The sequence below is a fragment of the Streptomyces sp. NPDC046122 genome, from assembly GCF_056429965.1.
In genome coordinates this window covers 42,576-68,984 of the sequence record NZ_JBWKLQ010000006.1, presented here as the reverse complement: position 1 = coordinate 68,984, position 26,409 = coordinate 42,576, and the positions used below count along the sequence as shown (strand labels likewise).

Sequence of the window (26,409 nt, the reverse complement as noted above, 5' to 3'; positions counted from 1 at the left end):
AGAGTCCCGCACAGCGGAACCCGCACCCACCCGCCACCCCCGGCCGGCAGAGACCGTCAGCCCCGCTTCGGGTCCGTCAGCCCGGCCCTGCGCAACGCGTCCGCCATCGCACTGTTGGCCGGCGGCGGCGCCTGCCGGGAGGCCCCGCGCCCACCGGCGCCCGAACCACCCCCGCGCCCACCGCCGCCGGAACCGCCGCCGCCGCGCCGCTCCCGGCCGCCCTGCCGCTGCGCCGGAGGACGCCCACCGCCGCCGCGCTCGCGCTTCCCCTCGTCGGAGGAGGCCGCCGTCACGTCGTCCTCAAGCCGCAGCGTCAACGAGATCCGCTTGCGCGGAATGTCGACGTCCATGACCTTGACCCGGACCACGTCGCCCGGCTTCACCACATCACGCGGGTCCTTGACGAAGGTCTTCGACAGCGCCGACACGTGCACGAGCCCGTCCTGGTGGACGCCGACGTCCACGAAGGCCCCGAACGCCGCGACGTTCGTCACCACGCCCTCCAGGATCATTCCGGGCGCCAGGTCGCCGATCTTCTCGACGCCCTCCTTGAAGGTCGCCGTCCGGAAGGCGGGCCGCGGGTCGCGTCCCGGCTTCTCCAGCTCCTTCAGGATGTCGGAGACGGTCGGCAGACCGAACTTCTCGTTCACGAAGTCGCCGGCCCGCAGCGACCGCAGCACCGCCGTGTTCCCGATGAGCGTCCCGACCCCGCTGCCCGCCGTCTTCACCATCTCCCGCACCACCGGGTACGCCTCCGGGTGCACGCTCGACGCGTCGAGCGGATCGTCGCCGCCCTGGATGCGCAGGAAGCCCGCGCACTGCTCGTACGCCTTCGGGCCGAGCCTCGCCACGTCCTTGAGCCCCTTGCGCGACCGGAACGGGCCGTTCGCGTCACGGTGAGCCACGATGTTCTCGGCGAGCCCGGAACTGATGCCGGAGACGCGCGAAAGCAGCGGCGCGGAGGCCGTGTTGACGTCGACGCCCACGCCGTTGACGCAGTCCTCGACCACCGCGTCGAGCGAGCGCGAGAGCTTCACCTCCGACAGGTCGTGCTGGTACTGCCCGACCCCGATCGACTTCGGGTCGATCTTCACCAGCTCGGCGAGCGGGTCCTGGAGCCGCCGCGCGATGGACACGGCGCCGCGCAGCGACACGTCCATGTCCGGGAGTTCCTGCGAGGCGAACGCGGACGCCGAGTACACCGACGCGCCCGCCTCCGAGACCATCACCTTCGTCAGCTTCAGCTCGGGGTGCCTGTCGCACAGTTCCCCGGCGAGCTTGTCGGTCTCGCGGGACGCCGTGCCGTTGCCGATGGCGACCAGCTCGACGTCGTGCTCCTTCGCGAGCCGTGCCAGCGTCGCCAGCGACTCGTCCCACTTGTTCCGGGGCACGTGCGGGTAGATCACGTCGGTCGCCACGACCTTGCCCGTCGCGTCCACGACGGCCACCTTCACGCCCGTACGGAATCCGGGGTCGAGGCCGAGCGTGGCCCGGGTCCCGGCCGGCGCGGCCAGCAGCAGATCCCGCAGGTTCGCCGCGAAGACGCGTACGGCCTCGTCCTCCGCCGCGGTGCGCAGCCGCAGCCGCAGGTCGATCCCGAGGTGCACGAGGATGCGGGTGCGCCAGGCCCAGCGCACCGTGTCGGCGAGCCACTTGTCGCCGGGGCGGCCCCGGTCACAGACGCCGAAGCGCCGCGCGACCATGTTCTCGTACGTCGAGGGCCCGGCCGCCTCCGGGGACGCGGACGGCTCCTCGGGCTCCAGGACCAGGTCGAGCACGTCCTCCTTCTCGCCCCGCAGCATGGCGAGCACCCGGTGCGACGGCAGTGCGGTGAAGGGCTCCGAGAAGTCGAAGTAGTCGGCGAACTTGGCGCCGGCCTCCTCCTTGCCCTCCCGAACCTTCGCGACCAGCCGCCCGCGCGACCACATGCGCTCGCGCAGCTCACCGATCAGGTCGGCGTCCTCTGAGAAGGTCTCGGTGAGGATCGAGCGGGCCCCGTCCAGCGCGGCCTGCGCGTCGGCCACGCCCTTGTCCGGGTCCACGAACGCGGCGGCGGCGGCGGACGGTTCCACCGAGGGGTCGGCCAGCAGGCCCCGCGCCAGCGGTTCGAGTCCCGCCTCGCGCGCGATCTGCGCCTTGGTGCGGCGCTTGGGCTTGAACGGCAGGTAGATGTCCTCCAGCCGCGCCTTGGTGTCGGCGGCCCGGATCCGCGCTTCGAGCGCCTCGTCGAGCTTGCCCTGCTCGCGCACGGACTCCAGGACCGCGGTACGCCGCTCCTCCAGCTCCCGCAGATAACGAAGCCGCTCCTCGAGCGTGCGCAGCTGCGCGTCGTCGAGCATCTCGGTCGCTTCCTTGCGGTAACGAGCGATGAACGGCACGGTCGAGCCGCCGTCGAGCAATTCGACGGCGGCTCGGACCTGCCGCTCTTTTACGCCGAGTTCCTCGGCGATCCTGCCTTCGATGGACGTCGTCACGATGTTCCCGACTCGCCTTCTCCTGCGGGCTGTGCTTGAGCCTGCATTGTGCAGGGTCGTCGGGTCCTGTGTCGCGCGCGCCCCGGCCGGGCCGTCAGGCGCGGCGCGCTCGTCCGCCGCCCCGGGACGCGGTGCTGGACGCACCTCCGAAGAGCTTGGCGACCAGCCTGAAGGGCAGGGTCACCACCGTCGCGATGGCCGAGCCGATCATCCGGAGTCCATCCGCAATCGCACGCAACACGTCGTACCTCCTGCTGTCTCGGTGCCCGACACACATTTCTTTGTCCGACACAGCACGGGTGTCCGCCATCGCGCCGCGCAAACGCCCGGCCCGGCGGGCGGGTTCACTTGCCGGTGAGATCGGCGGGGAACGCGCCCGCCCCCAGGGCGACGGTCAGGAAGCCCCGCCCGAGCTCCGTGAGCCGCTCGGTGCCCGCCGCGCCGAGGTGCTCGTACGGCGCCGCGTCGAGCCGGTCCGTCGCCTCCTCCAGGTCGGCGCGCAGCGCCGTGCCCGCCTCCGTCAGCGCGCCGTCGGCGTCCAGGAGCCCGCGCTCCCGCAGCCGCGCCGAGGCCGCCTCCCAGTCCGTACGGCTCCAGCCGCGCGTCGCCAGGGTCCAGCGCGGCGACATGCCCTTGCCCGTCGCGGTGTGGCTGACCAGCGCCTCCAGCGGGTCGAGCCCGGCGGTGAGCAGCGCGGCCAGGTGCCCGTCGCCACGGTGCTCGCGCAGCAGCGTCGCGGCGTGCCAGTAGGCGAGGTGGGGCTGCTCCGGCACGGGCAGGTCCGCGTGAGCGGCGTACAGCGGGCGCGCATGGCGGGTGCACGCCTCGGCGGCGCGCAGGGCGAGCCCGGCGGCCTCGGCCATCTCCGCTGAGGCCAGGGCCTCCTCGCCGAGCAGCCGGCGCAGGGTCGTGTCGACGGCCCGCAACCGCGCAGCGAGGACGACCTCGGGCGACGCCGTACGCCACACCTCGGGGACGTGACGGGCGACGAGGTCGTGGTTGAAGTTGTAGAACGCGGCGGTGATCACGCCGGCCCCCACCGCGCCCATGGCGGCGCCGCGGCCCGCGAAGTAGGCCGCGTTGCTGTCCTGGATGCCCACTTCCGCCAGCTCCTTGGCGAAGTCGGGGGAGAAGTACACGGTCGAGTGCAGCGGATTGAGGGCGTTGTGGCAGCGCCGGCTGGCGCGCGCGGGCAGAGAGGTCATACCGCAACGCTACCGACTGGTCGGTACGTCGTGAAGCGCCGGGGCGGCATGGCAGGAAAGGTGGGGTGCTCGTCATTGCGGACACCGGCGGTCCGCCGAAGGATGGGCGCATGACGCAGCAATCCGTACGAAGCGTGCTCGTCGTGCTCTTCGACGACGTCCAGAGCCTCGATGTCACCGGCCCCGTGGAGGTCTTCACGGGCGCTGCCCGGGCGGCCGGACGGGACGACGGCCGCGGACGCGGTGGCGCGGAGGCCGCCTACCGCGTCCGCACCGCCTCGCTCGACGGCGCTCCCGTCCGCACCTCCAGCGGGCTGACCCTCGTCCCCGACGCCGCCCTCGCCGGCGAACCCGCGCCGCACACCCTCCTCGTCCCCGGCGGTCAGGGAACGCGGGCCCCCGACCCGCGTCTGACCGACTGGCTCCGCGAGAACGCCCCGCACGCCGAGCGCCTGGTCAGCGTCTGTACGGGAGCGCTGCTGCTCGCCGGCGCCGGACTGCTCGACGGCCGCCGGGTCACCACGCACTGGCTCGTCTGCGATCACCTGGCCCGCACCCACCCGGCCGTCGAGGTGGACCCGGACCCCATCTACGTACGGGACGGCAACGTGGCGACGTCGGCCGGCGTCACCGCGGCCATCGACCTGGCTCTGGCGCTGGTCGAGGAGGACCTGGGCCGGGACATCGCGCTCACCGTCGCCCGGCACCTCGTCGTCTTCCTCCGCCGCCCGGGGAACCAGGCGCAGTTCAGCGCCCAGCTCGCCGCCCAGACAGCGCAGCGCGAACCCCTCCGGGAGGTCCAGCAGTGGATCACCGAGCACCCGGGGGCCGATCTGTCGGTCGAGGCGCTGGCCGGCCGCGCCCGCCTGTCGCCGCGCCACTTCGCCCGCGCGTTCCACTCCGAGACGGGCACGACCCCCGGCAGGTACGTCGAACGCGTACGCCTGGAACACGCGCGGCGGCTCCTGGAGGACTCGGCGGACGGCGTCGAGGAGATCTCCCGGACCTGCGGTTACGGCACCCCCGAGGCAATGCGCCGCGCCTTCGTGAGGAGCCTCGGCGCGGCCCCCGCCGAGTACCGCCGCCGCTTCCGCCCCCGGACGGCACCCCACACCGGCCCGTGAGCCGGCGCCCCACGGCACCACGCCCCACACACGGGCGAGCCCGCCCACTACGCCCCACACACGGGCGAGCCCGCCCACCGCGCCTCTGAACCGCCCGGCATACCGGCCCCTGAGCACCTCGGGCGCCGTAACCCCTCGCGTGAACCCTCTCGCGCGAAAGCCCACGAAAGGGACACCATCACCATGACGCAGATCGCCATCGTGCTCTTCGACCGCTTCACCGCACTCGACGTGGTCGGCCCGTACGAGATGCTCTGCCGGCTGCCCGGCGCGGAGACCGTCTTCGTCGCCGAGCGCCCCGGTCCCGTGGTCAACGACCGCGCCGAGCTGACGCTCGTCGCCGGCAAGACCTTCGCCGACGTGCTGAACCCCGACATCGTGCTGGTGCCGGGCGGCCCCGGTCAGGCCGCCCAGATGGAGAACGAGGCGCTCCTGACCTGGCTGCGCGCGGTCGACGCCACCACGACCTGGACGACCTCCGTCTGCACCGGCTCGCTGCTCCTCGCCGCGGCCGGGCTCCTCGACGGCCGCCGCGCCACCTCGCACTGGCTGGCGCTGGACACGCTGAAGACGTTCGGCGCGGACCCCACGGGCGAGCGCGTGGTCACCGACGGCAAGTACGTCACCGCCGCCGGCGTCTCCTCCGGCATCGACATGGGTCTCACCCTGGTCGGCCGGATCGCGGGCGACGGGCACGCGCGGGCCGTGCAGCTGCTGACGGAGTACGACCCCGAGCCGCCGTACGACGCCGGATCGCCGCGGAAGGCGCCCGCCGCGCTCGTCGAGGAGTTCCGCAGCGGAAGCCGGTTCATCCTCCGGTAGGTCCGGGCGTCCACGTGAAACGGGGCGTACGGCGCTCCAGGGAGGCGGCGACACCCTCGGCGGTGTCACCGCTGCCGCGTGCCTGCGCGGCCCAGTGCGCGTCCCGGTCCTCCCGGCCGTCGGCGAACTCCTTCGCCGCGGCCTGCGTCAGCTGCGAGCGCGACACCAGCACACGGGTGAACTCGGCCACCCGCTTCGCGAGTTCGCCGTGCGGCAGCACCTCGTCCACGAACCCGGCGCGCAGCGCCCGTTCCGCGTCGATCAACTCACCTGAGAACAGGAGGTACTTGGCCGTCGACGGCCCGACCAGGGCGACCAGCCGCCGCGTCGACGACGAGGGGTAGACGATGCCGAGCTTCGCGGGCGTGATCCCGAAGGACGCGCCCTCCTCCGCGAAGCGCAGGTCGCAGGCGGCGGCCAGCTGGCTCCCGCCGCCCACGCAGTAGCCCCGGACGGCGGCCAGCGTCGGCTTCGGGAACGCGGCCAGCGCGTCCTCCGCCCGCACGGCCAGGCCCTGCGGGGCGTCACCGGTGTCATCCGGACCGCCCTCACGCCCGCCGCGCTCGCGCAGCGACGAGATGTCCGCGCCCGCGCAGAAGGTGTCGCCCGCCCCCGTCAGTACGAGCGCCCGTACGTCCGGGTCCCCGGCCAGCCGCTCCAGCAGCACCGGGAGCGCCGCCCACATTCCGGCGGTCATGGCGTTGCGCTTGGCGGGGTGGGCGATGACGACGGTGGCGACCCCGTCGGCCACGGTGAGGTCGAGCTGCGGCTCCATGCGCCGGATGCTATCCGGACCGTACGAACCTATGATCGGGGAGGGGCCGACAGGCGGACGCCGACGTGTCGAGGAGTCACCCATGGCCGCTCGCGCCAGCACACCCGAGAGCAAGAAACTCAGCCGCGGCTTCGGCTGGCTGGCCGTCCTGGGCGCGATTCTCGTGCTCGGCGGAATCGTCGGCCTCCTCTACACCGGCCTGGCCACCCTCACCTCGATGCTCCTCTTCGGCTGGCTGCTGCTCGTCGGCGGCCTCGTCGGGCTGCTCCAGGCGGTGCAGTCGCGCGGTTCGAACTTCTTCTGGCTCGGCGTGGTGGTCGCGGCGCTGAATCTGGCGGCGGGGATCGTCGTCATCCGTCACCCGGAAGGCACCGCCGAGGCGCTGACGATGTTCGCCGCGCTGCTCTTCCTGACCGGCGGGGTCTTCCGGCTGGTCGGCAGTGTGGTGGTGCGCGGGCCGCAGTTCGGCTGGACCCTGGTGCAGGGCGCCTTCGGCGTGCTGCTCGGCCTCTTCGTGCTCTTCGACTGGCCGCACAGCAGCCTGTACGTACTCGGCACCTTCTTCTCCCTCGCCCTCCTCTTCGACGGACTCGGCCTGATCGCGATCGGGACGGGCGGCCGTCAGACGGTCAGTATGGTCGCGAGAGCGCAACCGGAGGATCAGGAAGAGACACCCCGATGACGCGGTCGGTGGTGAAGCGGTCAGAGGCGATCGAATCCGGCTGACTTGTGTTCAGTAGCCCGGTCCCGACCAGCGCGTTCCCAACACTCGACACGTGGTGACGAGAGAAGACGCACCGGCAGGGTACGAGGGAGTGTGGCGCTTCACCGCCCCCGCGGCGGACGCCTCCGTACCGGAAGCCAGGCACGCCGTCCGTGATCTGCTGAACCGCCAGCGTGTACCCGCTCACGACGACCTGGTGCAGGGCCTCCTGCTCATCGTCTCCGAGCTGGTCACCAACGCCGTACGGCACGCGGCGCTGCTCTCCCCGCAGCTCGCCGTCGAGGTGGCGATCGGGACGGAGTGGATCAAGGTCTCCGTCGAGGACGACCACCCCTACCGGCCCAAGGCCCTGGAGCGGGACTACGCCCAGACCGGCGGCCGCGGCCTGCTGCTCGTACGGGAGATCACCGCCGAGGCCGGCGGGATGTGCGACATCGAGCACACGGCGAGCGGCGGAAAGGTCATCTGGGTCGCGCTGCCGCTGGCGGGGGCGGCCCTCACCAGCCCGCGGCCGGGCCCGTCAGCTCTCTGATCGCCGGACGCGCCGCGTCCAGCACGGTCATGAACCACGCCGAGAACGGCGCCCGCGCGTGCCGCTCGGCCAGTTCGTCCGGCGTCACGAACGACGTCTCGCCGACCTCCTCCGGATCGGGCCGCAGCGCGCTCTGCGCCAGCCCGACGAAGAGGTGGTTGTACTCCTGCTCGACCAGGCCCGAATCGGGGTCCGGATGGTTGTAGCGGACCGTGCCGGCCTCGGCGAGCAGCGAGGGGGAGATCCCCAGCTCCTCGTGCGTCCGGCGGGCGGCGGCGGCGAACGGCGACTCGCCGGGGTACGGGTGCCCGCAGCAGGTGTTGGACCAGACGCCGGGGGAGTGGTACTTGCCGAGCGCCCGGCGCTGGAGCAGCAGCCGCCCGGTCTCGTCGAAGAGGAAGACGGAGAAGGCGCGGTGCAGGCGGCCGGGAGCCTGATGCGCGGAGAGCTTCTCCGCGGTGCCGATGGTGTTGCCGTCCTCGTCGACCAGCTCGAGCAGGATCTCTTCCGCTGTGCCGTTCGACGAGCTGTTCGCCGCGGTGACTGGTGTGCTCGGCATGACCATCCTTCGCATCGGTTCCCGGCGTCCAAGTCTGCCGTACAAAAGAGTCTTGTCCGTACTTCGCGACCCTTGCGCATGTCCGCCCCCGCCGCGTGTGCGCGGCGGAGGCGGACGGCCCGTCAGCTCAGGACTGCGGCCGGCCGCAGTACATAGCCGGAGTAGCCGTACTCCGAGCCGTACTCCGCCCGCACGGCGATCTCCTCGCGGGTGGCGGCGAGCGCCGCCTCCATGCCGGGCGTGGCGGGATCGGCCGCGTCGGCGCGCGCGGCGAGCGGGACGTAGTACTCGTCCCAGTCGCTCTCGGGCTGCTCGTATACCCCGAGGACCACGTAACCGGCCGAGACCGCCGCGGCGGTGTTCCCGGCCCGGCCGCGCAGCGCGTAGTGCCGGTCCCAGAACGTGCGTGCGCCGAGTGACGGCTCGTCGGTCGTCCACTCGCACTCGGTGACGACGAGCGCGCCGCCGGGCGCGACCAGACGCCGCCAGGCGTCCAGCGCGGTGTCGAAACCGATGCTGTAGGCGGAGCTCTCCGCCCAGACGAGGTCGAACGACCCGTCAGGGAAGGAGAGCCGGCCCATGTCGCCCTCGACGGTACGGATCGAACCACCGAGCCCGCGCGCTTCGGCGGCGCTCCGCAGCTCGGCCAGGAACGGCGCGTACAGGTCGACGGCCGTCACCTCCGCGCCGCACTCCGCCGCCAGCAGCAGCGAGGCCCGGCCGGGGCCGCAGCCCAGGTCGAGCACGCGGGGACGGGGCGGCAGAGGTCCGGCGAGGGAGAGGAGGCGGCGGGTGGTGGCGTCGGAGCCGGGGCCCTGGCGCGGAAGCCCGCGGTGCAGGGTCATGAAAGCTTCGAACACGGCGTTGTCGGTCAACGTGGAGAACCCTTTGGTGTGAGGGCTCCGGCCGGCGCGCGCGGTGACGTGCGAAGACGTGGTGTGCGCGTACGTGCGAAAGGTCGCGACGAAGAGGTCAGCCGAGAGCCCGGGAGTCGAGGATGAACCGGACACTGCTCGCAGCAGCATCGACCATGACGGCCATCAAACCTCATCTCCCTTCCACGTGTCCGAGACCCGGACGTCCGCGCGAAGACCCTAACAGCCCGCCGGTGTCAGCGGCAGAGCCTCGCCTCGTGCTCCGCGTGCCCGCGCGGCTCCAGCTGGAAGGTGCAGTGCTCGACGTCGAAGTGGTCGCCGAGGCAGCCCTGGAGCGCGTGCAGCATCTTCTCGTGCCCCACCGAGTCCAGGAAATCCTGGCTCACCACGACGTGCGCGGACAGCACCGGCATGCCCGAGGTGATCGTCCAGGCGTGCAGGTCGTGTACGTCGTCGACACCCGGCAGGTCGAGTATGTGCTCCCGCACCTCCGCCATGTCCACGCCCTTGGGCGCGATCTCCAGGAGAACGTTCAGGGTCTCCCGCAGCAGCTTCCAGGTGCGCGGCACGATCATGAGGCCGATCACGAGCGAGGCGATCGGGTCGGCCGCCTGCCAGCCGGTCGCCATGATGACGCCGGCGGAGATCAGCACGGTCACCGAGCCCAGGGTGTCCGCCAGAACCTCCAGGAACGCGCCCCGCACGTTGAGGCTGTCCTTCTGGCCCTTCATCAGCAGTGCCAGCGAGAACATGTTCGCCACCAGGCCTACGAGAGCGAAGACGACCGCCGTGCCGCTCCTGGTCTCGGCGGGGGTGATGAAGCGGTCGACGGCCTCGAAGAGCAGGAACCCGCCGACGCCGAGCAGCAGCAGGCAGTTGGCGAGCGCGGCGAGGATCTCGGCCCTGGCGTAGCCGAAGGTGGCCTTCGTGGTGGCAGGGCGGTTCGCGAAGTGGATCGCCAGGAGCGCCATCGCGAGCCCGAGCGCGTCCGTCGCCATGTGGGCCGCGTCGGCGATCAGCGCCAGCGAGTTGGCGAGCAGACCGCCGACGATCTCGACCGTCATGACGGTCAGGGTGATGCCGAGCGCGATACGCAGCCGCCCCTTGTACGCGGCGGCCGCCGTGCCGGTGGGCGGCGGCCCCCCGTGCGTGTGCCCGTGATCGTGCCCAGCCCCCATGAAGTACGCCTCCCCGGTGCGAACGGTCGTGCCGAGGTGCCAGTGAACTACGGGCAGGGGGTATGCGCAACACGGTGCTGAACACCGTTGTCATGTGCTCTGACCTGCGGAAATGACCGCAGGTCAGAGCGTCGGCAAGATCAGTCCCGGGCGGCCTCGGGGTGCCGCAGGAGCCATCCTTCCCACGCCGACGCGACCATCTCGCGTACGCCGCGTCCGGCCGTCCAGCCCAGCTCCTTGGCGATCAGGTCGGACGAGGCGACCGCCTTCGCCGCGTCGCCGGGACGGCGCGGCCCGACCACCGGGGCGAGCGGCGAACCGGTGATCTCGCCCACCAGCTCGGCCAGCTCGCGCACCGAGACGCCCTCGCCGCGGCCGATGTTGAACGTCAGGTCCGTCTGCTCCTCGCGCGTGGTGAGCGCCCGGGCGACGGACAGGTGCGCGTCGGCGAGGTCGGCGACGTGGATGTAGTCGCGGACGCAGGTGCCGTCGGGCGTCGGATAGTCCGTCCCGAAGATCAGCGGGGCCTCGCCGCGCGTGATCCGGTCGAAGAACATCGGGATGATGTTGAACACCCCGGTGTCGGCCAGCTCGGGCCGCGCCGCACCCGCGACGTTGAAGTAGCGCAGGGACGCCGTGGAGAAACCGTGCGCCCGGCCCGCCGCCCGCACGAGCCACTCGCCGGCCAGCTTGGTCTCGCCGTACGGGTTGATCGGCGCGCAGGGGGTGTCCTCGGAGATGAGCTCCGCGTCGGGCACCCCGTACACGGCGGCGGAGGAGGAGAAGAGGAACCGGCGCACGCCGGCCGCCGCGACGGCCTCCAGGAGCACTGTGAGTCCGTACACATTTTCCCGGTAGTACAGCAGCGGCTTCTCGACCGACTCCCCGACCTGCTTGCGCGCCGCGAGATGCACCACACCCGTGACGCCGTGCTCGGCGAGCGTGCGGTCGAGCAGCTCCCGGTCCAGCACCGAACCGCGTACGAGCGCGATGTCCGCGGGCAGCCGGTGCGGGATCCCGGACGACACGTCGTCCAGGACGACCACCCGCTCACCCGCCGCCGCCATGGTCAGCGCCACATGCGCACCGATGTAACCCGCACCACCCGTGATCAGCCATGTCATAACGGCCACCCTAGGGCGTCCCGGGGCTCCCGGCGGTCGCGGTTTGTGGGGCGGGGCCCCGATCCCCCAAGATGATCTCGGTGGGCCGGGCCCCTCCCCGGGCCGGTCCGATCGGGGCGTGAACGGGCCGTGAACTCCTGCTTCCGTACATCCGATAACCTCTGCCGACATGCCGCCGCGCCCGTGCCGGGCCGGACTGCCGCATGCCACGCAAGGCCAGCCCCTGCCCAGCGCCAAGGAGTGAGTTCGTCTGTCGACCGCCATCCTCACCGGTCCGCCGGTACCCGGATCGCCGCTCGAGGGCGATCTGCGGTCGCTGGGATTCGACGTACGGTCCGCCGCCGACGCGCAGGAGACCGCACAGCTCCTCGATGCGACGCCCGCAGGTGAGCGGGTCGCCCTCGTCGACCCGCGGTTCGTCGGCCACGTCCACTCGCTGCGCCTCGCGCTGACCGACCCCCGCTTCCCGGCCGCCGCGGCCCCCGGCGCGCTCACCGCGCAGCCCGAGGCCCGCGCCGCGCTGGTCCGCGCCGTGCGCGGCGCCCCCGGCGGGCCCGACGCCGTCGCGGTGGCGCTCGACGCGGACGGCACCGAGGTGCGGCGGCCGGAGCTCGGCGCGCTGGTCGCGGTCGTCGCCGCCGACGACGAGGAGCGCGAGCGGGCCCGGGCCGCCGTCGCCGCCGTCGACGAGGAGGCCGTACGGCTGCGTACGGCCGTGAAGTCGCGCGACGGCTTCTTCACCACCTTCTGCGTCAGCCCGTACTCCCGCTACCTCGCGCGCTGGTGCGCCCGCCGGGGCTTCACCCCGAACCAGGTCACCACCGCCTCGCTGATCACCGCGCTGATTGCGGCCGGCTGCGCGGCGACCGGCACCCGGGGCGGCTACGTCGCGGCCGGCGCGCTGCTGCTCCTCTCCTTCGTCCTGGACTGCACCGACGGGCAGCTCGCCCGCTACTCGCTCCAGTACTCGACGATGGGCGCCTGGCTCGACGCGACCTTCGACCGCGCCAAGGAGTACGCGTACTACGCGGGCCTGGCGCTCGGAGCCGCCCGGGGCGGGGACGACGTATGGGCGCTGGCGCTCGGCGCGATGGTCCTCCAGACCTGCCGCCACGTCGTGGACTTCTCCTTCAACGAGGCGAACCACGACGCGGAGTCCAACACCGGCCCCACCGCCGCGCTCTCCGACCGGCTCGACAGCGTCGGCTGGACGGTCTGGGTGCGCCGGATGATCGTCCTGCCGATCGGCGAGCGGTGGGCCATGATCGCGGTCCTGACCGCCGTCACCACCCCGCGGATCGTCTTCTACGCCCTGCTCGTCGGCTGCGCCCTCGCCGCGCTCTACACCACGGCCGGCCGCGTCCTGCGCTCGCTGACCCGCAGGGCGCGGCGCACCGACCGGGCCGCGCAGGCGCTCGCCGACCTCGCGGACAGCGGACCGGTCGCCCAGCTCGTGGCAGCCCGCGGCCCCAGGCTCGGCGGCGCCTGGACCGCCCCGGCCGTCGCCGCCGTCGGCGCCGCCGCCCTGGTGACCGCGGCGCTCACCCAGCCCGTCGGCAGCCGCCAGGTGGTCGTCGCGGCGGTCTTCTACGCCGTACTCTCCGGCATCGCGGTCGCGCGCCCCCTCAAGGGCGCACTCGACTGGCTGGTCCCGCCGGTCTTCCGGGCGGCCGAGTACGGCACCGTCCTGATCCTCGCCGCCCGCTCCGAAGTGAACGGGGCATTGCCTGCCGCCTTCGGGCTGGTGTCGGCCGTCGCCTACCATCACTACGACACGGTGTACCGCATCCGGGGCGGCACGGGCGCGCCGCCCCAGTGGCTGGTGCGCACGATCGGCGGGCACGAGGGCCGGACGCTTGTGGTGGTGATCCTCACCACCCTCCTGGCCACGCGAAACACAGACCTCACCTTGGCGCTCACGGCACTCGCTGTGACCGTGGCGCTTGTGGTGCTCACGGAGTCCATCCGCTTCTGGGTGTCCTCCGGAGCACCCGCAGTACATGACGAAGGAGAACCCGCATGATCGGCCTCGTACTGGCTGCCGGCGCCGGCCGGCGTCTGCGTCCCTACACGGACACCCTCCCGAAGGCCCTGGTGCCTGTGGACGGTGAGACGACCGTCCTCGACCTGACCCTGGGCAACTTCGCCGAGGTCGGCCTGACCGAGGTCGCCATCGTCGTCGGCTACCGCAAGGAGGCCGTCTACGCGCGCAAGGAGGCCCTCGAGGCGAAGTACGGCCTCAAGATCACCCTGGTCGACAACGACAAGGCCGAGGAGTGGAACAACGCCTACTCCCTGTGGTGCGCGCGTGACGTCCTCAAGCAGGGTGTGATCCTCGCCAACGGCGACACCGTCCACCCGGTCTCCGTAGAGAAGACGCTGCTCGCCGCCCGCGGCAAGGGCCAGAAGATAATCCTCGCCCTCGACACGGTGAAGAGCCTCGCCGACGAGGAGATGAAGGTCATCACGCAGGAGGGCAAGGGCGTCCAGCGGATCACCAAGCTGATGGACCCGGCGACGGCCACCGGTGAGTACATCGGCGTCACGCTGATCGAGCCGGAGGCCGCCGAGGAGCTGGCCGACGCGCTGAAGACGACGTTCGAGCGCGACCCCGACCTCTACTACGAGGACGGCTACCAGGAGCTGGTCAACCGCGGCTTCACCGTCGACGTGGCTCCCATCGGGGAAGTGACGTGGGTCGAGATCGACAACCACGACGACCTCGCGAAGGGCCGTGAGATCGCGTGCCAGTACTGACCCGGCTCATCCCGTCCCCGGTCGTCGTCGACATCAGCTGCGGCGCCATGGACGACCTGGCCGGCCTGCTGGCCGACCAGCGGATCTCCGCCTCGGGCAAGCTGGCGATCGCGACCAGCCCCGGCTCCGGGCTGGCCCTGCGCGACAAGCTCGCGCCGGTGCTGCCCGGTGCCGACTGGTACGCGGTCGCCGACGGCACGATCGACTCCGCCGTGAAGCTGGCCGACGACATCAAGGGCAAGCGGTACGACGCCGTGGTCGGCCTCGGCGGCGGCAAGATCATCGACGTCACGAAGTACGCGGCGGCGCGGGTCGGCCTGCCGATGGTCGCCGTCGCGACGAACCTGTCGCACGACGGTCTGTGCTCGCCGGTGTCCATCCTGGACAACGACAACGGCCGCGGTTCCTACGGCGTCCCGACCCCCATCGCCATGGTCATCGACCTCGATGTGATCCGGGACGCCCCGGTCCGGTTCATCCGGTCCGGCATCGGCGACGCGATCTCCAACATCTCGGCGATCGCGGACTGGGAGCTGTCCCACCGCGTCAACGGCGAGCCGGTCGACGGACTGGCCGCCGCCATGGCCCGTACGGCGGGAGAGGCAGTGCTCCGCCACCCCGGCGGGGTCGGCACCGACGAGTTCCTCACGGTCCTCGCGGAGTCCCTGGTGCTCTCCGGCATCGCCATGTCGATCAGCGGTGACAGCCGCCCGTCGTCCGGCGCGTGCCACGAGATCAGTCACGCCTTCGACCTGCTGTACCCCAAGCGGGCCGCCAGCCACGGCGAGCAGGTCGGCATCGGCGCGGCCTTCGCCATGCACCTGCGGGGTGCGACGGAGCAGTCCGGGCTCTTCGCCGAGGTGCTGCACCGGCACGGCCTGCCGGTGCTGCCGGAGGAGATCGGCTTCAGCGTCGACGAGTTCGTCAAGGCCGTCGAGTACGCACCGCAGACCCGCCCGGGACGCTTCACCATCCTGGAGCACCTCGACCTGTCCGCAGACCAGATCAAGGACGCTTACGCCGACTATGTCAAGGCCATCAGTAGCTGAACTCCGTCCGGTCGTTCACCCCGAGGGTGTGAAGGACCGGCGCAGCGGTGAGCACTGGGCCGGGCGCATGTACATGCGGGAGATCTCGCTGCACATCGACCCGTACCTGGTGAACACCAAGATCACGCCGAACCAGCTCACGTACCTCATGGTCGTCGTGGGCGTGCTCGGCGGCGCGGCCCTGCTGATCCCCGGGCTGACCGGTGCGATCCTCGCGGTGGTCCTGTTCCAGATCTATCTGCTGCTCGACTGCGTCGACGGCGAGGTGGCCCGCTGGCGCAAGCAGACCTCGATCACCGGGGTCTACCTGGACCGCATCGGCCACTACCTGTGCGAGGCGGCCCTGCTGGTCGGCTTCGGCCTGCGCGGCGCGGACCTGTTCGGCAGCGGGCGGCCCGAGTGGCTGTGGGCGTTCCTGGGAACGCTGGCCGCGCTCGGCGCGATCCTGATCAAGGCCGAGACGGATCTGGTCGACGTGGCCCGTACGCGCAGCGGTCTGCCCGCCGTGAAGGACGAGGCCTCCGTGCCGCGCTCCTCCGGTCTGGCGCTGGCGCGCAGACTGGCCGCGGCGCTGAAGTTCCACCGTCTGGTCGGCGGGATCGAGGCGAGCCTGTTCATCCTGGTCGTCGCGATCCTCGACTTCGTCCAGGGAGATCTGTTCTTCAGCCGTCTGGGTATCGCCGTACTGGCCGGGATCGCGATCGTGCAGACCTTTCTGCACCTGGTGTCCATCCTCGCTTCGAGCAGGCTGAAGTGACGGGCGCGGACACGGGCGCGGGCCTGAAGGTCGGGGCCGTCGTCATCACGATGGGCAACCGTCCGGACGAACTGCGCGCCCTCCTCGACTCGGTCGCCAAGCAGGACGGCGACCGCGTCGAGGTGGTCGTGGTCGGCAACGGCTCCCCGGTCACCGGTGTCCCCGAAGGCGTACGGACCGTCGAGCTGTCGGAGAACCTGGGTATCCCGGGCGGCCGCAACGCCGGTATCGAGGCGTTCGGCCCCAGCGGCGCCGAGATGGACATCCTGCTCTTCCTCGACGACGACGGCCTGCTGGCCCACCACGACACGGCCGAGCTGTGCCGCCGGGCCTTCGCCGCCGATCCGAAGCTCGGCATCATCAGCTTCCGCATCGCGGATCCCGAGACGGGCGTGACGGCGCGCCGTCACGTCCCCCGGCTCCGCGCCGCCGACCCGATGCGCTCCTCGCGCGTGACGACCTTCCTCGGCGGCGCCAACGCCGTGCGGACCAAGGTCTTCGCCGAGGTCGGCGGGCTGCCGGACGAGTTCTTCTACGCCCACGAGGAGACCGACCTCGCGTGGCGGGCCCTCGACGCCGGCTGGATGATCGACTACCGCTCGGACATGGTCCTGTACCACCCGACGACCGCTCCCTCCCGGCACGCCGTCTACCACCGCATGGTGGCCCGGAACCGGGTCTGGCTGGCCCGGCGCAATCTGCCGGCCCCGCTGGTCCCCGTCTACCTGGGCGTGTGGCTGCTGCTCACGCTGGCGCGGCGGCCCTCCGTACCCGCCCTGAAGGCGTGGTTCGGAGGCTTCAAGGAGGGGTGGACGACCTCCGCCGGACCGCGCCGTCCGATGAGATGGCGTACCGTCTGGCGCCTGACCCGGCTCGGCCGACCTCCTGTCATCTGAGAAGCTCGGGTCTGAAACCATCGGGGGCACGCGGGACGTGCTGTCCGATCCTGCGCCCTACTGCCTGCGCATCTTGAACACGAAAGTTTCAACTTGTGAGTGACACAACCCGTGACGGTGCGGTCGCGACGAGCGCCCCGCCATCTCCCGACGACGGCCTGACCCCGGCGGAGCTCGCCGCGAAGTACGGCCTGTCGGTGAGCGGTGCCCGGCCGGGGCTGAGCGAGTACGTCCGGCAGCTGTGGGGCCGGCGCCACTTCATCCTCGCGTTCTCCCAGGCGAAGCTGACCGCCCAGTACAGCCAGGCCAAGCTCGGCCAGCTGTGGCAGGTGGCGACCCCGCTGCTGAACGCCCTCGTGTACTTCCTGATCTTCGGTCTGATCCTCGAGGCCGACCGGGGCATGGCGCGGGAGGTCTACGTTCCCTTCCTGGTCACGGGTGTGTTCGTCTTCACCTTCACCCAGAGCTCGGTGATGGCCGGTGTCCGGTCCATCTCCGGCAACCTGGGCCTGGTGCGGGCGCTGCACTTCCCGCGTGCCTCGCTGCCGATCTCCTTCGCGCTCCAGCAGCTCCAGCAGCTGATGTTCTCGATGATCGTGCTGGTGGTCATCGCGGTGGCCTTCGGCAGCTACCCCTCGCTGTCGTGGCTGCTGGTCGTGCCCGCCCTGGCGCTGCAGTTCGTCTTCAACATCGGCCTGGCGCTGATCATGGCCCGGCTGGGCAGCAAGACCCCCGACCTCGCCCAGCTGATGCCGTTCGTGATGCGTACGTGGATGTACGCGTCCGGGGTCATGTTCAGCATCCCGAAGATGCTCGCGGACAAGGACGTGCCCGGCTGGGTCACCGACGTGCTCCAGTGGAACCCGGCGGCCGTCTACATGGACCTCATCCGCTTCGGTCTGATCGACGGGTACGGCTCCGACAACCTGCCCCCGCACGTCTGGGCGGTCGCCCTCGGTTGGGCGCTGCTGATCGGCGCCGCGGGCTTCGTGTACTTCTGGAAGGCTGAGGAGCGGTACGGCCGTGGCTGAGACGAATCAGGAACGCATCCCCACCGTCATCGCCGACGACGTGCACATCGTCTACCGCGTCAACCGCGGCGCGGGCGGGCGAGGCAGCGCCACCGCCGCCCTGAGCCGCATCGTCAAGCGCGGCAAGGGCGACGCGCCGGGCGTACGCAAGGTGCACGCCGTGCGCGGTGTCTCCTTCACGTCGTACCGGGGCGAGGCGATCGGCCTGATCGGCACGAACGGGTCGGGCAAGTCGACCCTGCTGCGTGCCATCGCCGGCCTGCTGCCGACCGAGCAGGGCAAGGTCTACACCGACGGCCAGCCCTCGCTCCTCGGCGTGAACGCGGCGCTGATGAACGACCTGACCGGCGAGCGCAACGTCATCCTCGGCGGTCTCGCCATGGGCATGACGCGCGAGCAGATCCGCGAGCGCTACCAGTCGATCGTCGACTTCTCCGGCATCAACGAGAAGGGCGACTTCATCACGCTGCCGATGCGGACGTACTCCTCCGGCATGGCGGCGCGCCTGCGCTTCTCCATCGCCGCCGCCAAGGACCACGACGTGCTGATGATCGACGAGGCGCTGGCGACGGGCGACCGGAAGTTCCAGATCCGCTCCGAGCAGCGCATCCGCGAGCTGCGCAAGGAGGCCGGCACGGTCTTCCTGGTCAGCCACAGCAACAAGTCGATCAGGGACACCTGCGACCGCGTCCTGTGGCTGGAGAAGGGCGAGCTGCTGATGGACGGCCCGACGGACGAGGTCCTCAAGGCCTACGAGAAGGAGACCGGCCGCTAGGTCCGGGTTCGGTGCCCCCGCCGGTCGAAACCGGCGGGGGTTCCGCGTGTCCGCGCGGCGCGAGCGGCCCGGCGCGCCGTACGATGCCGGAATCGTCAACTCCCGTAACCTTCGGGAAGGTTGAGGCGTCTATCCGCCTTGTTGCGATGTGTCCAACACCCCGGGACGTTGTTGGTTGTTGTACAACGTAAGCTGTACCGGTGGGCGGCGTGTCCGAAATGGGATGTATTAGGTCGACAGTGTAGAACGGGAGATGTGACGGCAATGGCTATGGAACCTCTCCGGCTCGAAGACGCTTCCGCCGTCCCCGCACCGGGCAGCCCGCGATGACCGGAACCCGGCCCGTGCGCACCGACGCACCCGCGCGCTCGACCCTGGCCAAGGCCGCCGACGAGAACTTCCCGGTGGCTCCCTTCTTCCTGCCGCGCGCCTGGCGGGACGACCTGATGGCCGTCTACGGGTACGCCCGCCTCGTCGACGACATCGGTGACGGCGACCTCGCCCCCGGGGGCGCCGACGCCCGCCTGCTCGGCCTCGGTCCCGCGCCGGCCGACGACCGCCTGGCCATGCTCGACGCCTTCGAGGCCGACCTGGGCCGCGTCTTCGCCACCTCGGGCGAAGGCCCCCGGCACCCGCTCCTGCGCGCCCTCGTGCCGACCGTGCGGCGCCGCTCGCTCACCCCGGAGCCGTTCCACGGACTCATCGAGGCCAACCGCCAGGACCAGCTCGTACGCCGCTACAAGACGTACGACGAACTCCTCGCGTACTGCGAGCTCTCGGCGAACCCCGTCGGCCGCCTGGTCCTGTCGATCACCGGCACGTCGAGCCCCGAGCGGATCCGCCGCTCCGACGCGGTCTGCACCGCCCTGCAGATCGTCGAACACCTTCAGGACGTGGCCGAGGACCTCGGCCGCGACCGGATCTACCTGCCCGCCGACTCCATGGCGCGCTTCCACGTCGACGAGGCCGACCTGGCCGCGCCGACCGCGAACGCCTCGGTGCGCTCCCTGATCGCGTACGAAGTCCAGCGCGCCCGGCGGCTCCTGGACGAAGGCGACGCGCTGGTGGCGAGTGTCGACGGCAGGCTCAAACTGCTGCTCGCCGGTTTCGTCGGCGGCGGGCGCGCCGCCCTCGCGGCGATCGCCGCCGCCGGCCACGACGTGCTCCCCGGACCGCCCAAGCCCACCAAGCTCAGCCTGCTGCGCGCAGCGGGAGCTGTCTTGCGATGAGACCCAAGAGAGGGGTGAGCCGGCCCGTGGAAGGACTCGTACAGATGTCCGCACCGGTACTCGCCGCGTACAGCTACTGCGAGACCGTGACCGGACAGCAGGCGCGCAACTTCGCGTACGGCATCAGACTGCTGCCGACGGACAAGCGCAACGCCATGTCCGCCCTCTACGCGTTCTCGCGGCGCGTGGACGACATCGGCGACGGCGTGCTGGACCCCGTCGTGAAGCAGGCGCGGCTCGAAGAGACCCGCTCGCTGCTCGACCGCGTCCGCGCGGGCACCGTCGACGACGACGACACCGATCCGGTCGCCGTGGCGCTGACGGACACCGCGCGCCGCTTCCCGCTCCCGCTGGAAGGGCTCGACGAGCTCATCGACGGCGTGCTCATGGACGTGCGCGGCGAGACCTACGAGACCTGGGACGACCTGAAGGTCTACTGCCGGTGCGTCGCAGGGGCCATCGGACGGCTCTCGCTGGGCGTCTTCGGCACCCAGGCGGGTCCGCGCCCCACCGAACGAGCCTCGGAGTACGCCGACACGCTCGGCCTCGCCCTCCAGCTGACCAACATCCTGCGCGACGTGCGCGAGGACGCGGGGAACGGCCGTACCTACCTGCCCGCCGACGACCTCGCGAAGTTCGGCTGCTCGGCGGGTTTCCAGAACGCCACCCCGCCCGCAGGGTCCGACTTCACGGGCCTCGTCCACTTCGAAGTACGCCGCGCCCGCGCCCTGTTCGCCGAGGGCTACCGGCTGCTGCCGCTGCTCGACCGGCGCTCCGGCGCGTGCGTGGCTGCCATGGCCGGCATCTACCGGCGGCTCCTCGACCGCATCGAGCGCGACCCCCTGGCCGTGCTGCGCGGCCGGGTCTCGCTGCCGGGCCACGAGAAGGCGTACGTCGCCGTGCGCGGCCTCTCGGGCCTCGACGCCCGGAACATCTCCCGCACGCAGCTCAGGAGGCGGGTCTGATGGGGCCCGTCACGGCCGGCAGGACGCACCCGCGCCCGGGCGGCGCACCCCATCGGCGGGCGGGCGCGTCACCCACTCCGGCGGACCGTCGTCCGCACACCGAGGCGCTTGGGGAGGCCGTATGACGCGCGGCGCCACACCCGGACGGCCGGGCGCGGCAGGTCACGCGGTCGTCGTCGGAGGCGGACTGGCCGGCGTCACAGCCGCCCTCCAACTGGCCGACGCGGGAATGCGGGTGACGCTTCTGGAAGGGCGCCCGCGCCTGGGCGGCCTCGCCTTCTCGTTCCGCCGCGGGGACCTCACGGTCGACAACGGCCAGCACGTCTACCTCCGCTGCTGCACCGCCTACCGGTGGTTCCTCGCCCGGGTGAAGGGGGCGGGCCTCGCGCCGCTGCAGGACCGGCTCGACGTACCGGTGCTCGACGTGGGCCGGGCCGCGGGGCCCCGGCTCGGACGGCTGCGCCGCACGGCGCTGCCCGTGCCGCTGCACCTGGCCGCGAGCCTGGCGACGTATCCGCACCTGTCCGTCGCCGAACGCGCGAGCGTGGGACGGGCCGCCCTCGCCCTCAAGAAGCTCGACCCGGCCGATCCCGCCCTGGACGGCGTGGACTTCGCGACCTGGCTGGGCCGCCACGGGCAGTCGCCGCGCACCGTCGAGGCCCTGTGGGACCTCGTCGGCGTCGCGACTCTCAACGCGACCGCCCCCCACGCCTCCCTCGGCCTCGCCGCGATGGTCTTCAAAACGGGGCTGCTCTCCGAGCCCGGCGCGGCCGACATCGGCTGGGCCCACGTACCGCTCGGCGACCTGCACGACACACTCGCGCGCAAGGCGCTGGACGCGGCGGGCGTGCGCACCGAACTGCGCGCCCGGGTCGCCTCCGTCTCCCGCGCGGCGAACGGCGGTTGGGAGGTCGAGGCGGCGGGGGAGCGGATCGAGGCCGACGCCGTCGTGCTCGCCGTACCGCAGAACGAGACGCACGCGCTGCTGCCCGGGGGCGTCGTCGAAGACCCCGACCGGTTCCTGGACATCGGCACCGCGCCGATCCTCAACGTCCATGTGGTGTACGACCGCCAGGTGCTGCGCCGGCCCTTCTTCGCCGCGCTCGGCAGCCCCGTCCAGTGGGTCTTCGACCGTACGGAGTCCTCCGGCCTCACCGGCGGCGGCCAGTACCTCGCCCTGTCGCAGTCGGCGGCCCAGGACGAGATCGACACCCCCGTGGCCGAGCTGCGCGCCCGCTACCTGCCCGAACTGGAGCGCCTGCTCCCCGCCGCGCGCGGCGCGGGCGTACGCGACTTCTTCGTCACCCGGGAGCGGACAGCGACGTTCGCCCCCACCCCCGGCGTCGGACGGCTGCGCCCCGGCGCCCGTACGCACGCGCCCGGTCTCTACCTGGCCGGCGCGTGGACCGCCACCGGATGGCCCGCGACCATGGAGGGCGCCGTGCGCAGCGGCATCACCGCCGCCGGCGCGGCACTCGCCGAACTCGGCCGCGCCCACGAACATCCGTTGCAGGAGGCGGTATGAGCACTGGCATGGAAACAAGAGGAGAGTCTGTGACCCCGGCGAATCCGGTCGACACCACCACGGTGGACATCGCCGCGCTTCTGGAGCGCGGCCGCACGCTGTCCACTCCGGTGCTGAAGTCCGCCGTGGAACGGCTCGCGCCGCCCATGGACACCGTCGCGGCGTACCACTTCGGGTGGATCGACGCCCAGGGGCGGCCCGCCGACGGCGACGGCGGCAAGGCCGTGCGGCCGGCGCTCGCGCTGCTGTCGGCCGAGGCCGCGGGCGCGCCGGCCGAGGTCGGCGTACCCGGCGCCGTCGCGGTGGAACTCGTGCACAACTTCTCCCTGCTCCACGACGACCTGATGGACGGCGACGAGCAGCGCAGGCACCGCGACACCGTGTGGAAGGTGCACGGGCCCGCGCAGGCGATCCTCGTCGGCGACGCGCTCTTCGCCCTCGCCAACGAGCTGCTGCTGGAGATCGGCACCGTGGAGGCGGGGCGCGCCACGCGCCGGCTGACCACCGCGACGCGCAAGCTCATCGACGGACAGGCCCAGGACATCTCCTTCGAGCACCGCGAGCGGGTCACCGTCGAGGAGTGCCTGGAGATGGAGGGCAACAAGACGGGCGCGCTGCTGGCCTGCGCCGCGTCCATCGGCGCGGTGCTCGGCGGGGCGGACGACCGCACGGCCGACCGGCTGGAGGCGTACGGCTACCACCTCGGTCTCGCCTTCCAGGCCGTCGACGACCTGCTCGGCATCTGGGGCGACCCGGACGCCACCGGCAAGCAGACCTGGAGCGACCTGCGCCAGCGCAAGAAGTCGCTGCCCGTCGTGGCGGCGCTGGCGGCCGGCGGTCCAGCGTCGGCGCGGCTCGGCGAGCTGCTCGCCGCCGACGCCAAGAGCAACGACTTCGACAGCTTCTCCGAGAAGGAGTTCGCCACCAGGGCGGCTCTCATCGAGGAGGCGGGCGGCCGTGACTGGACGGCGCAGGAAGCCCGCAGGCAGCATGCCGTCGCCATCGAGGCGCTGGACGGCGTCGACATGCCCCCGCAGGTCCGTGCGCAGTTCACCGCGCTCGCGGACTTCGTCGTCGTACGAAAGAGATGATCAGCATCCGCCTCATATAACTCGCATGTCGCCGTCCGGTGCCGGGGCCCGCCGTAAACCCCGCACCGGACGACGTCGGACCCCAGCACAGCAGATGACCAACTGCCACGAAGGGGAAACCATGACAGCGACGACCGACGGAAGCACCGGGGCCATGAAGCCCCGCGCAGCCGCGGCCAGCGAATTTGCCGACAGCAACACCTGTACCGACACCCACACCCGTACCGACGTCCACACCCGTACCGACGTCCACACCCGTACCGACGTCCACCCCCGCGCTGACGAGCACGCCGGTGGCCGGACCGGGAGTGCCGGTGGCAGTCCGGTCACCGCCGACGTCCTGGAAGCGGCGCGGCGGGCCACGGACCGCGGGGTCGCGTACCTGCTCTCCCAGCAGGACGACCAGGGCTGGTGGAAGGGCGACCTCGAGACCAATGTGACCATGGACGCCGAGGACCTGCTGCTCCGTCAGTTCCTCGGCCTGCAGGACGAGAAGACCTTCGGGGCCGCCGCACTGCACATCCGCGGCGAGCAGCGGGGCGACGGGACCTGGGCCACGTTCCACGGCGGACCCGGCGACCTCTCCACCACCATCGAGGCGTACGTCGCCCTGCGGCTCGCCGGCGACCGGCCGGACGATCCGCACATGGAGCGCGCCGCGGGCTGGATCAGGGCGCGCGGCGGCATCGCGGCGAGCCGGGTCTTCACCCGGATCTGGCTGGCGCTGTTCGGCTGGTGGAAGTGGGACGACCTGCCGGAGCTGCCGCCCGAGTTGATCTTCCTGCCGTCGTGGTTCCCGCTGAACATCTACGCGTTCGGCTGCTGGGCCCGGCAGACGATCGTGCCGCTGACCGTCGTCTCGGCCAAGCGGCCCGTGCGTCCCGCGCCGTTCGCGCTCGACGAGCTGCACGCCGATCCGCGTGTGCCGAACCCGCGCAGACGCCTTGCGGCGCCCGTCAGCTGGGAGGGCGCGTTCCAGCGGCTCGACAAGGTCCTGCACGTCTACCGCAAGGTCGCGCCGGCCAGGCTGCGGGGCGCCGCGATGAAGAGCGCGGCCCGCTGGATCGTGGAGCGGCAGGAGAACGACGGCTGCTGGGGCGGCATCCAGCCGCCCGCCGTGTACTCCCTGATCGCACTGCACCTGCTCGGCTACGACCTGGACCACCCGGTGATGCGCGCCGGCCTGGAGTCGCTCGACCGCTTCGCGGTGTGGAGGGAAGACGGCGCCCGCATGGTCGAGGCGTGTCAGTCGCCGGTCTGGGACACCTGCCTGGCCACCATCGCACTCGCCGACGCGGGCGTACGGCCCGACGACCCGGCGCTGGTCAAGGCCGCCGACTGGATGATCAGCGAGCAGATCCTGCGGCCCGGGGACTGGGCCGTACGCCGTCCCGGGCTGGAGCCCGGTGGCTGGGCGTTCGAGTTCCACAATGACAACTACCCGGACATCGACGACACCGCCGAGGTGGTGCTCGCCCTGCGGCGCGTCGCGCACCCGGACCCTGCCCGGATGAACGCGACCGTCGACCGGGCCGTGCGCTGGAACCTCGGCATGCAGTCGAAGAACGGAGCCTGGGCGGCCTTCGACGCCGACAACACCAGCGCCTTCCCCAACCGCCTGCCCTTCTGCGACTTCGGTGAGGTCATCGACCCGCCGTCCGCCGACGTCACCGCCCATGTGGTGGAGATGATGGCCGTCGAGGGCATGGCGCACCATCCGCGGGCCCGGCGCGGCATCGAGTGGCTGCTGGCCGAGCAGGAGCCCAACGGGGCCTGGTTCGGACGCTGGGGCGTCAACTACGTCTACGGGACCGGGTCGGTCGTCCCCGCGCTCACGGCGGCGGGCCTGCCCACGTCCCACCCCGCGATCCGCCGTGCCGTCACCTGGCTGGAGACCGTGCAGAACGACGACGGGGGCTGGGGCGAGGACCTGCGGTCGTACCGGGAGGCCGGCTGGGCCGGACGAGGCGTCTCGACCGCCTCGCAGACCGCCTGGGCGCTGATGGCCCTGCTGGCCGCCGGTGAACAGGACGCCACGTCCGTGGAGCGGGGAGTCGCCTGGCTGGCCCGGACCCAGCGGGAGGACGGCTCCTGGGACGAGCCGCAGTTCACCGGCACGGGGTTCCCGTGGGACTTCTCCATCAACTACCACCTCTACCGGCAGGTCTTCCCACTCACCGCTCTCGGACGGTACGTCCACGGCGAGCCCGTCTACCCCGGTCTCGGTATGCGGGAAGGGACCTGATGCGGCGGACGGCGGACCCGGCCGACCCGCCGGATCCCAGGAGCGGCCCGCCGGGGCCCGACCTGCCCGCACCGCTGCTGATCGCCTGCGCGCTCGGCATCGAGCAGTTCGCGCTGCGCAGCGGGAACCGGGGCCGGGCGCCGGAGTCGGTGACCGTGCTGCGTACGGGCATGGGGCCCAGGGCGGCGGCCGCGGCCGTCGGACGGGTACTCGGCGGGGGCGGACCGCTCGCGGACGCGGCCGTCGTAGCGTCCGGCTTCTGCGCGGGGCTGGTCCCCGGGATGCACCCCGGGGACCTGATCGTGGCCCTCGAGACGCGCGGGCCGCACGGCAGCTCGCTGTGCACGGACGTGGAACCGCTGGCGAAGGCGGTGGGCAGGGCGGCTCCCGGCCGTACCGTGCACACCGGCCCGCTGCTGGGCTCCGACCATGTCGTACGGGGCCCCGAGCGGGCCGAACTGCGGGCCACCGGGGCCATCGCCGTGGACATGGAGTCCGCTGCGACGCTGGGCAGCGCGCTGCGGGCGGGGCCGCGTCCCCTTGCGGCCGTACGGGTGGTAGTCGACGCCCCGGGGCACGAACTGGTGCGTATTGGGACGCTTCGCGGGGGAATATCGGCCTTTCGCGTTCTCCGTGCCGTCCTACCTGCTTTTTACGAATGGCACAGTTCTTTGCCGCTCCCCAGGAGGTGAGCCAG

At 71.9% G+C, this 26,409-nt stretch carries 24 protein-coding genes and 1 pseudogene; 17 read left to right on the top strand and 8 right to left on the bottom strand.

All coding sequences use genetic code 11. From position 1 onward, the window contains the following. Positions 1–56: 56 nt before the first annotated feature. From AC07FK_RS18405 to AC07FK_RS18395, 3 genes are all read right to left on the bottom strand, one after another. Positions 57–2,474, bottom strand: a complete 2,418-nt coding sequence (locus AC07FK_RS18405) for a Tex family protein (RefSeq protein WP_479105940.1) — start codon at positions 2,472–2,474, stop codon at positions 57–59. A gap of 94 nt (positions 2,475–2,568) precedes the next feature. Next, positions 2,569–2,715, bottom strand: a complete 147-nt coding sequence (locus AC07FK_RS18400) for an LPFR motif small protein (protein ID WP_167367988.1) — start codon at positions 2,713–2,715, stop codon at positions 2,569–2,571. 103 nt (positions 2,716–2,818) lie between these two features. After that, complete coding sequence (locus AC07FK_RS18395) at positions 2,819–3,679, bottom strand: SCO6745 family protein (RefSeq protein ID WP_479105939.1); 861 nt, start codon at positions 3,677–3,679, stop codon at positions 2,819–2,821. A gap of 110 nt (positions 3,680–3,789) precedes the next feature. Here AC07FK_RS18395 and AC07FK_RS18390 point away from each other — a divergent pair, with 110 nt between their 5' ends. Further along, on the top strand, positions 3,790–4,803 hold the full coding sequence (locus AC07FK_RS18390; protein ID WP_479105938.1) for a GlxA family transcriptional regulator: 1,014 nt from the start codon (positions 3,790–3,792) through the stop codon (positions 4,801–4,803). 183 nt (positions 4,804–4,986) lie between these two features. Then, a complete protein-coding gene (locus AC07FK_RS18385; protein WP_479105937.1) occupies positions 4,987–5,625 on the top strand; it encodes a DJ-1/PfpI family protein in 639 nt (212 codons plus the stop codon). Here AC07FK_RS18385 and AC07FK_RS18380 read toward each other — a convergent pair. Further along, positions 5,612–6,400, bottom strand: a complete 789-nt coding sequence (locus AC07FK_RS18380; RefSeq protein WP_479105936.1) for an enoyl-CoA hydratase/isomerase family protein — start codon at positions 6,398–6,400, stop codon at positions 5,612–5,614. The genes AC07FK_RS18385 and AC07FK_RS18380 overlap by 14 nt on opposite strands. An 82-nt stretch (positions 6,401–6,482) precedes the next feature. On the opposite strand from AC07FK_RS18380, the gene AC07FK_RS18375 reads away from it, so the two are divergent. Then, the gene (locus tag AC07FK_RS18375; protein ID WP_479105935.1) at positions 6,483–7,082 is read left to right on the top strand and encodes an HdeD family acid-resistance protein; all 600 of its coding nucleotides are present in this window, start codon (positions 6,483–6,485) and stop codon (positions 7,080–7,082) included. A gap of 94 nt (positions 7,083–7,176) precedes the next feature. After that, positions 7,177–7,656 (top strand): ATP-binding protein, encoded by a 480-nt coding sequence (locus tag AC07FK_RS18370; RefSeq protein ID WP_479105934.1) that lies wholly within the window; start codon positions 7,177–7,179, stop codon positions 7,654–7,656. Here AC07FK_RS18370 and idi read toward each other — a convergent pair. The 4 genes and pseudogenes from idi to galE all read right to left on the bottom strand — a co-directional run bounded on the left by idi (position 7,622) and on the right by galE (position 11,392). Then, entirely contained in the window at positions 7,622–8,215 is a 594-nt protein-coding gene (idi, locus tag AC07FK_RS18365; RefSeq protein WP_479105933.1) for an isopentenyl-diphosphate Delta-isomerase, read from the bottom strand. The two genes, AC07FK_RS18370 and idi, sit on opposite strands and share 35 nt — an antisense overlap. A gap of 137 nt (positions 8,216–8,352) precedes the next feature. Then, positions 8,353–9,060: pseudogene (locus AC07FK_RS18360) on the bottom strand (class I SAM-dependent methyltransferase); the annotation flags it as partial. A 266-nt stretch (positions 9,061–9,326) separates the two neighbouring features. After that, positions 9,327–10,268: a cation diffusion facilitator family transporter gene (locus AC07FK_RS18355; RefSeq protein ID WP_479105932.1), complete on the bottom strand. Its 942-nt coding sequence runs from the start codon at positions 10,266–10,268 to the stop codon at positions 9,327–9,329. A gap of 140 nt (positions 10,269–10,408) precedes the next feature. After that, entirely contained in the window at positions 10,409–11,392 is a 984-nt protein-coding gene (gene galE, locus AC07FK_RS18350; RefSeq protein ID WP_479105931.1) for a UDP-glucose 4-epimerase GalE, read from the bottom strand. Between the two features lie 250 nt (positions 11,393–11,642). Between galE and AC07FK_RS18345 the strand changes: the two genes are divergently transcribed. The 13 genes from AC07FK_RS18345 (at position 11,643) to AC07FK_RS18285 (ending at position 26,404) form a co-directional block, all read left to right on the top strand. Beyond that, complete coding sequence (locus AC07FK_RS18345) at positions 11,643–13,415, top strand: DUF5941 domain-containing protein (protein ID WP_479106186.1); 1,773 nt, start codon at positions 11,643–11,645, stop codon at positions 13,413–13,415. After that, positions 13,412–14,149, top strand: a complete 738-nt coding sequence (locus AC07FK_RS18340; protein ID WP_479105930.1) for a phosphocholine cytidylyltransferase family protein — start codon at positions 13,412–13,414, stop codon at positions 14,147–14,149. Before AC07FK_RS18345 ends, AC07FK_RS18340 begins: the two co-directional genes overlap by 4 nt. Next, positions 14,137–15,198 carry an iron-containing alcohol dehydrogenase family protein gene (locus AC07FK_RS18335; RefSeq protein ID WP_452809763.1) on the top strand — a complete coding sequence of 354 codons (1,062 nt, stop codon included), beginning with the start codon at positions 14,137–14,139 and terminating at the stop codon, positions 15,196–15,198. Before AC07FK_RS18340 ends, AC07FK_RS18335 begins: the two co-directional genes overlap by 13 nt. Next, entirely contained in the window at positions 15,176–15,955 is a 780-nt protein-coding gene (locus AC07FK_RS18330; RefSeq protein WP_479105929.1) for a CDP-alcohol phosphatidyltransferase family protein, read from the top strand. The genes AC07FK_RS18335 and AC07FK_RS18330 overlap by 23 nt, the downstream gene beginning before the upstream one ends. A 50-nt stretch (positions 15,956–16,005) precedes the next feature. Beyond that, the gene (locus AC07FK_RS18325; protein WP_479106185.1) at positions 16,006–16,851 is read left to right on the top strand and encodes a glycosyltransferase family 2 protein; all 846 of its coding nucleotides are present in this window, start codon (positions 16,006–16,008) and stop codon (positions 16,849–16,851) included. Between the two features lie 95 nt (positions 16,852–16,946). After that, positions 16,947–17,882, top strand: a complete 936-nt coding sequence (locus tag AC07FK_RS18320) for an ABC transporter permease (RefSeq protein ID WP_479105928.1) — start codon at positions 16,947–16,949, stop codon at positions 17,880–17,882. Then, positions 17,875–18,657 carry an ABC transporter ATP-binding protein gene (locus AC07FK_RS18315; RefSeq protein ID WP_479105927.1) on the top strand — a complete coding sequence of 261 codons (783 nt, stop codon included), beginning with the start codon at positions 17,875–17,877 and terminating at the stop codon, positions 18,655–18,657. The genes AC07FK_RS18320 and AC07FK_RS18315 overlap by 8 nt, the downstream gene beginning before the upstream one ends. A 326-nt stretch (positions 18,658–18,983) precedes the next feature. Then, positions 18,984–19,886: a squalene synthase HpnC gene (gene hpnC, locus AC07FK_RS18310; RefSeq protein WP_479105926.1), complete on the top strand. Its 903-nt coding sequence runs from the start codon at positions 18,984–18,986 to the stop codon at positions 19,884–19,886. A gap of 44 nt (positions 19,887–19,930) precedes the next feature. Beyond that, the gene (hpnD, locus tag AC07FK_RS18305) at positions 19,931–20,851 is read left to right on the top strand and encodes a presqualene diphosphate synthase HpnD (protein ID WP_479105925.1); all 921 of its coding nucleotides are present in this window, start codon (positions 19,931–19,933) and stop codon (positions 20,849–20,851) included. Between the two features lie 121 nt (positions 20,852–20,972). Beyond that, positions 20,973–22,376, top strand: coding sequence for a hydroxysqualene dehydroxylase HpnE (gene hpnE / locus AC07FK_RS18300; protein WP_479105924.1), 1,404 nt, complete (start codon positions 20,973–20,975; stop codon positions 22,374–22,376). Beyond that, positions 22,373–23,467: a polyprenyl synthetase family protein gene (locus AC07FK_RS18295; RefSeq protein WP_479105923.1), complete on the top strand. Its 1,095-nt coding sequence runs from the start codon at positions 22,373–22,375 to the stop codon at positions 23,465–23,467. Before hpnE ends, AC07FK_RS18295 begins: the two co-directional genes overlap by 4 nt. 121 nt (positions 23,468–23,588) lie before the next feature. Continuing rightward, positions 23,589–25,712, top strand: a complete 2,124-nt coding sequence (shc, locus tag AC07FK_RS18290) for a squalene--hopene cyclase (protein WP_479105922.1) — start codon at positions 23,589–23,591, stop codon at positions 25,710–25,712. Then, on the top strand, positions 25,712–26,404 hold the full coding sequence (locus tag AC07FK_RS18285) for a phosphorylase family protein (RefSeq protein ID WP_479105921.1): 693 nt from the start codon (positions 25,712–25,714) through the stop codon (positions 26,402–26,404). Before shc ends, AC07FK_RS18285 begins: the two co-directional genes overlap by 1 nt. The last annotated feature ends 5 nt before the right edge of the window (positions 26,405–26,409 follow it).

Coding starts and splice junctions, on each gene's coding strand:
- AC07FK_RS18385 (WP_479105937.1), top strand. CDS start 4,987: ATGACGCAGATCGCCATCGTGCTCTTCGACCGCTTCACCGCACTCGAC.
- AC07FK_RS18340 (WP_479105930.1), top strand. CDS start 13,412: ATGATCGGCCTCGTACTGGCTGCCGGCGCCGGCCGGCGTCTGCGTCCC.
- galE (WP_479105931.1), bottom strand. CDS start 11,392: ATGACATGGCTGATCACGGGTGGTGCGGGTTACATCGGTGCGCATGTG.
- idi (WP_479105933.1), bottom strand. CDS start 8,215: ATGCCGAGCACACCAGTCACCGCGGCGAACAGCTCGTCGAACGGCACA.
- AC07FK_RS18285 (WP_479105921.1), top strand. CDS start 25,712: ATGCGGCGGACGGCGGACCCGGCCGACCCGCCGGATCCCAGGAGCGGC.
- AC07FK_RS18325 (WP_479106185.1), top strand. CDS start 16,006: ATGGGCAACCGTCCGGACGAACTGCGCGCCCTCCTCGACTCGGTCGCC.
- AC07FK_RS18395 (WP_479105939.1), bottom strand. CDS start 3,679: ATGACCTCTCTGCCCGCGCGCGCCAGCCGGCGCTGCCACAACGCCCTC.
- AC07FK_RS18375 (WP_479105935.1), top strand. CDS start 6,483: ATGGCCGCTCGCGCCAGCACACCCGAGAGCAAGAAACTCAGCCGCGGC.
- AC07FK_RS18295 (WP_479105923.1), top strand. CDS start 22,373: ATGAGCACTGGCATGGAAACAAGAGGAGAGTCTGTGACCCCGGCGAAT.
- AC07FK_RS18355 (WP_479105932.1), bottom strand. CDS start 10,268: ATGGGGGCTGGGCACGATCACGGGCACACGCACGGGGGGCCGCCGCCC.
- hpnD (WP_479105925.1), top strand. CDS start 19,931: ATGTCCGCACCGGTACTCGCCGCGTACAGCTACTGCGAGACCGTGACC.
- hpnE (WP_479105924.1), top strand. CDS start 20,973: ATGACGCGCGGCGCCACACCCGGACGGCCGGGCGCGGCAGGTCACGCG.
- hpnC (WP_479105926.1), top strand. CDS start 18,984: ATGACCGGAACCCGGCCCGTGCGCACCGACGCACCCGCGCGCTCGACC.
- AC07FK_RS18330 (WP_479105929.1), top strand. CDS start 15,176: ATGTCAAGGCCATCAGTAGCTGAACTCCGTCCGGTCGTTCACCCCGAG.
- AC07FK_RS18380 (WP_479105936.1), bottom strand. CDS start 6,400: ATGGAGCCGCAGCTCGACCTCACCGTGGCCGACGGGGTCGCCACCGTC.
- AC07FK_RS18390 (WP_479105938.1), top strand. CDS start 3,790: ATGACGCAGCAATCCGTACGAAGCGTGCTCGTCGTGCTCTTCGACGAC.
- shc (WP_479105922.1), top strand. CDS start 23,589: ATGACAGCGACGACCGACGGAAGCACCGGGGCCATGAAGCCCCGCGCA.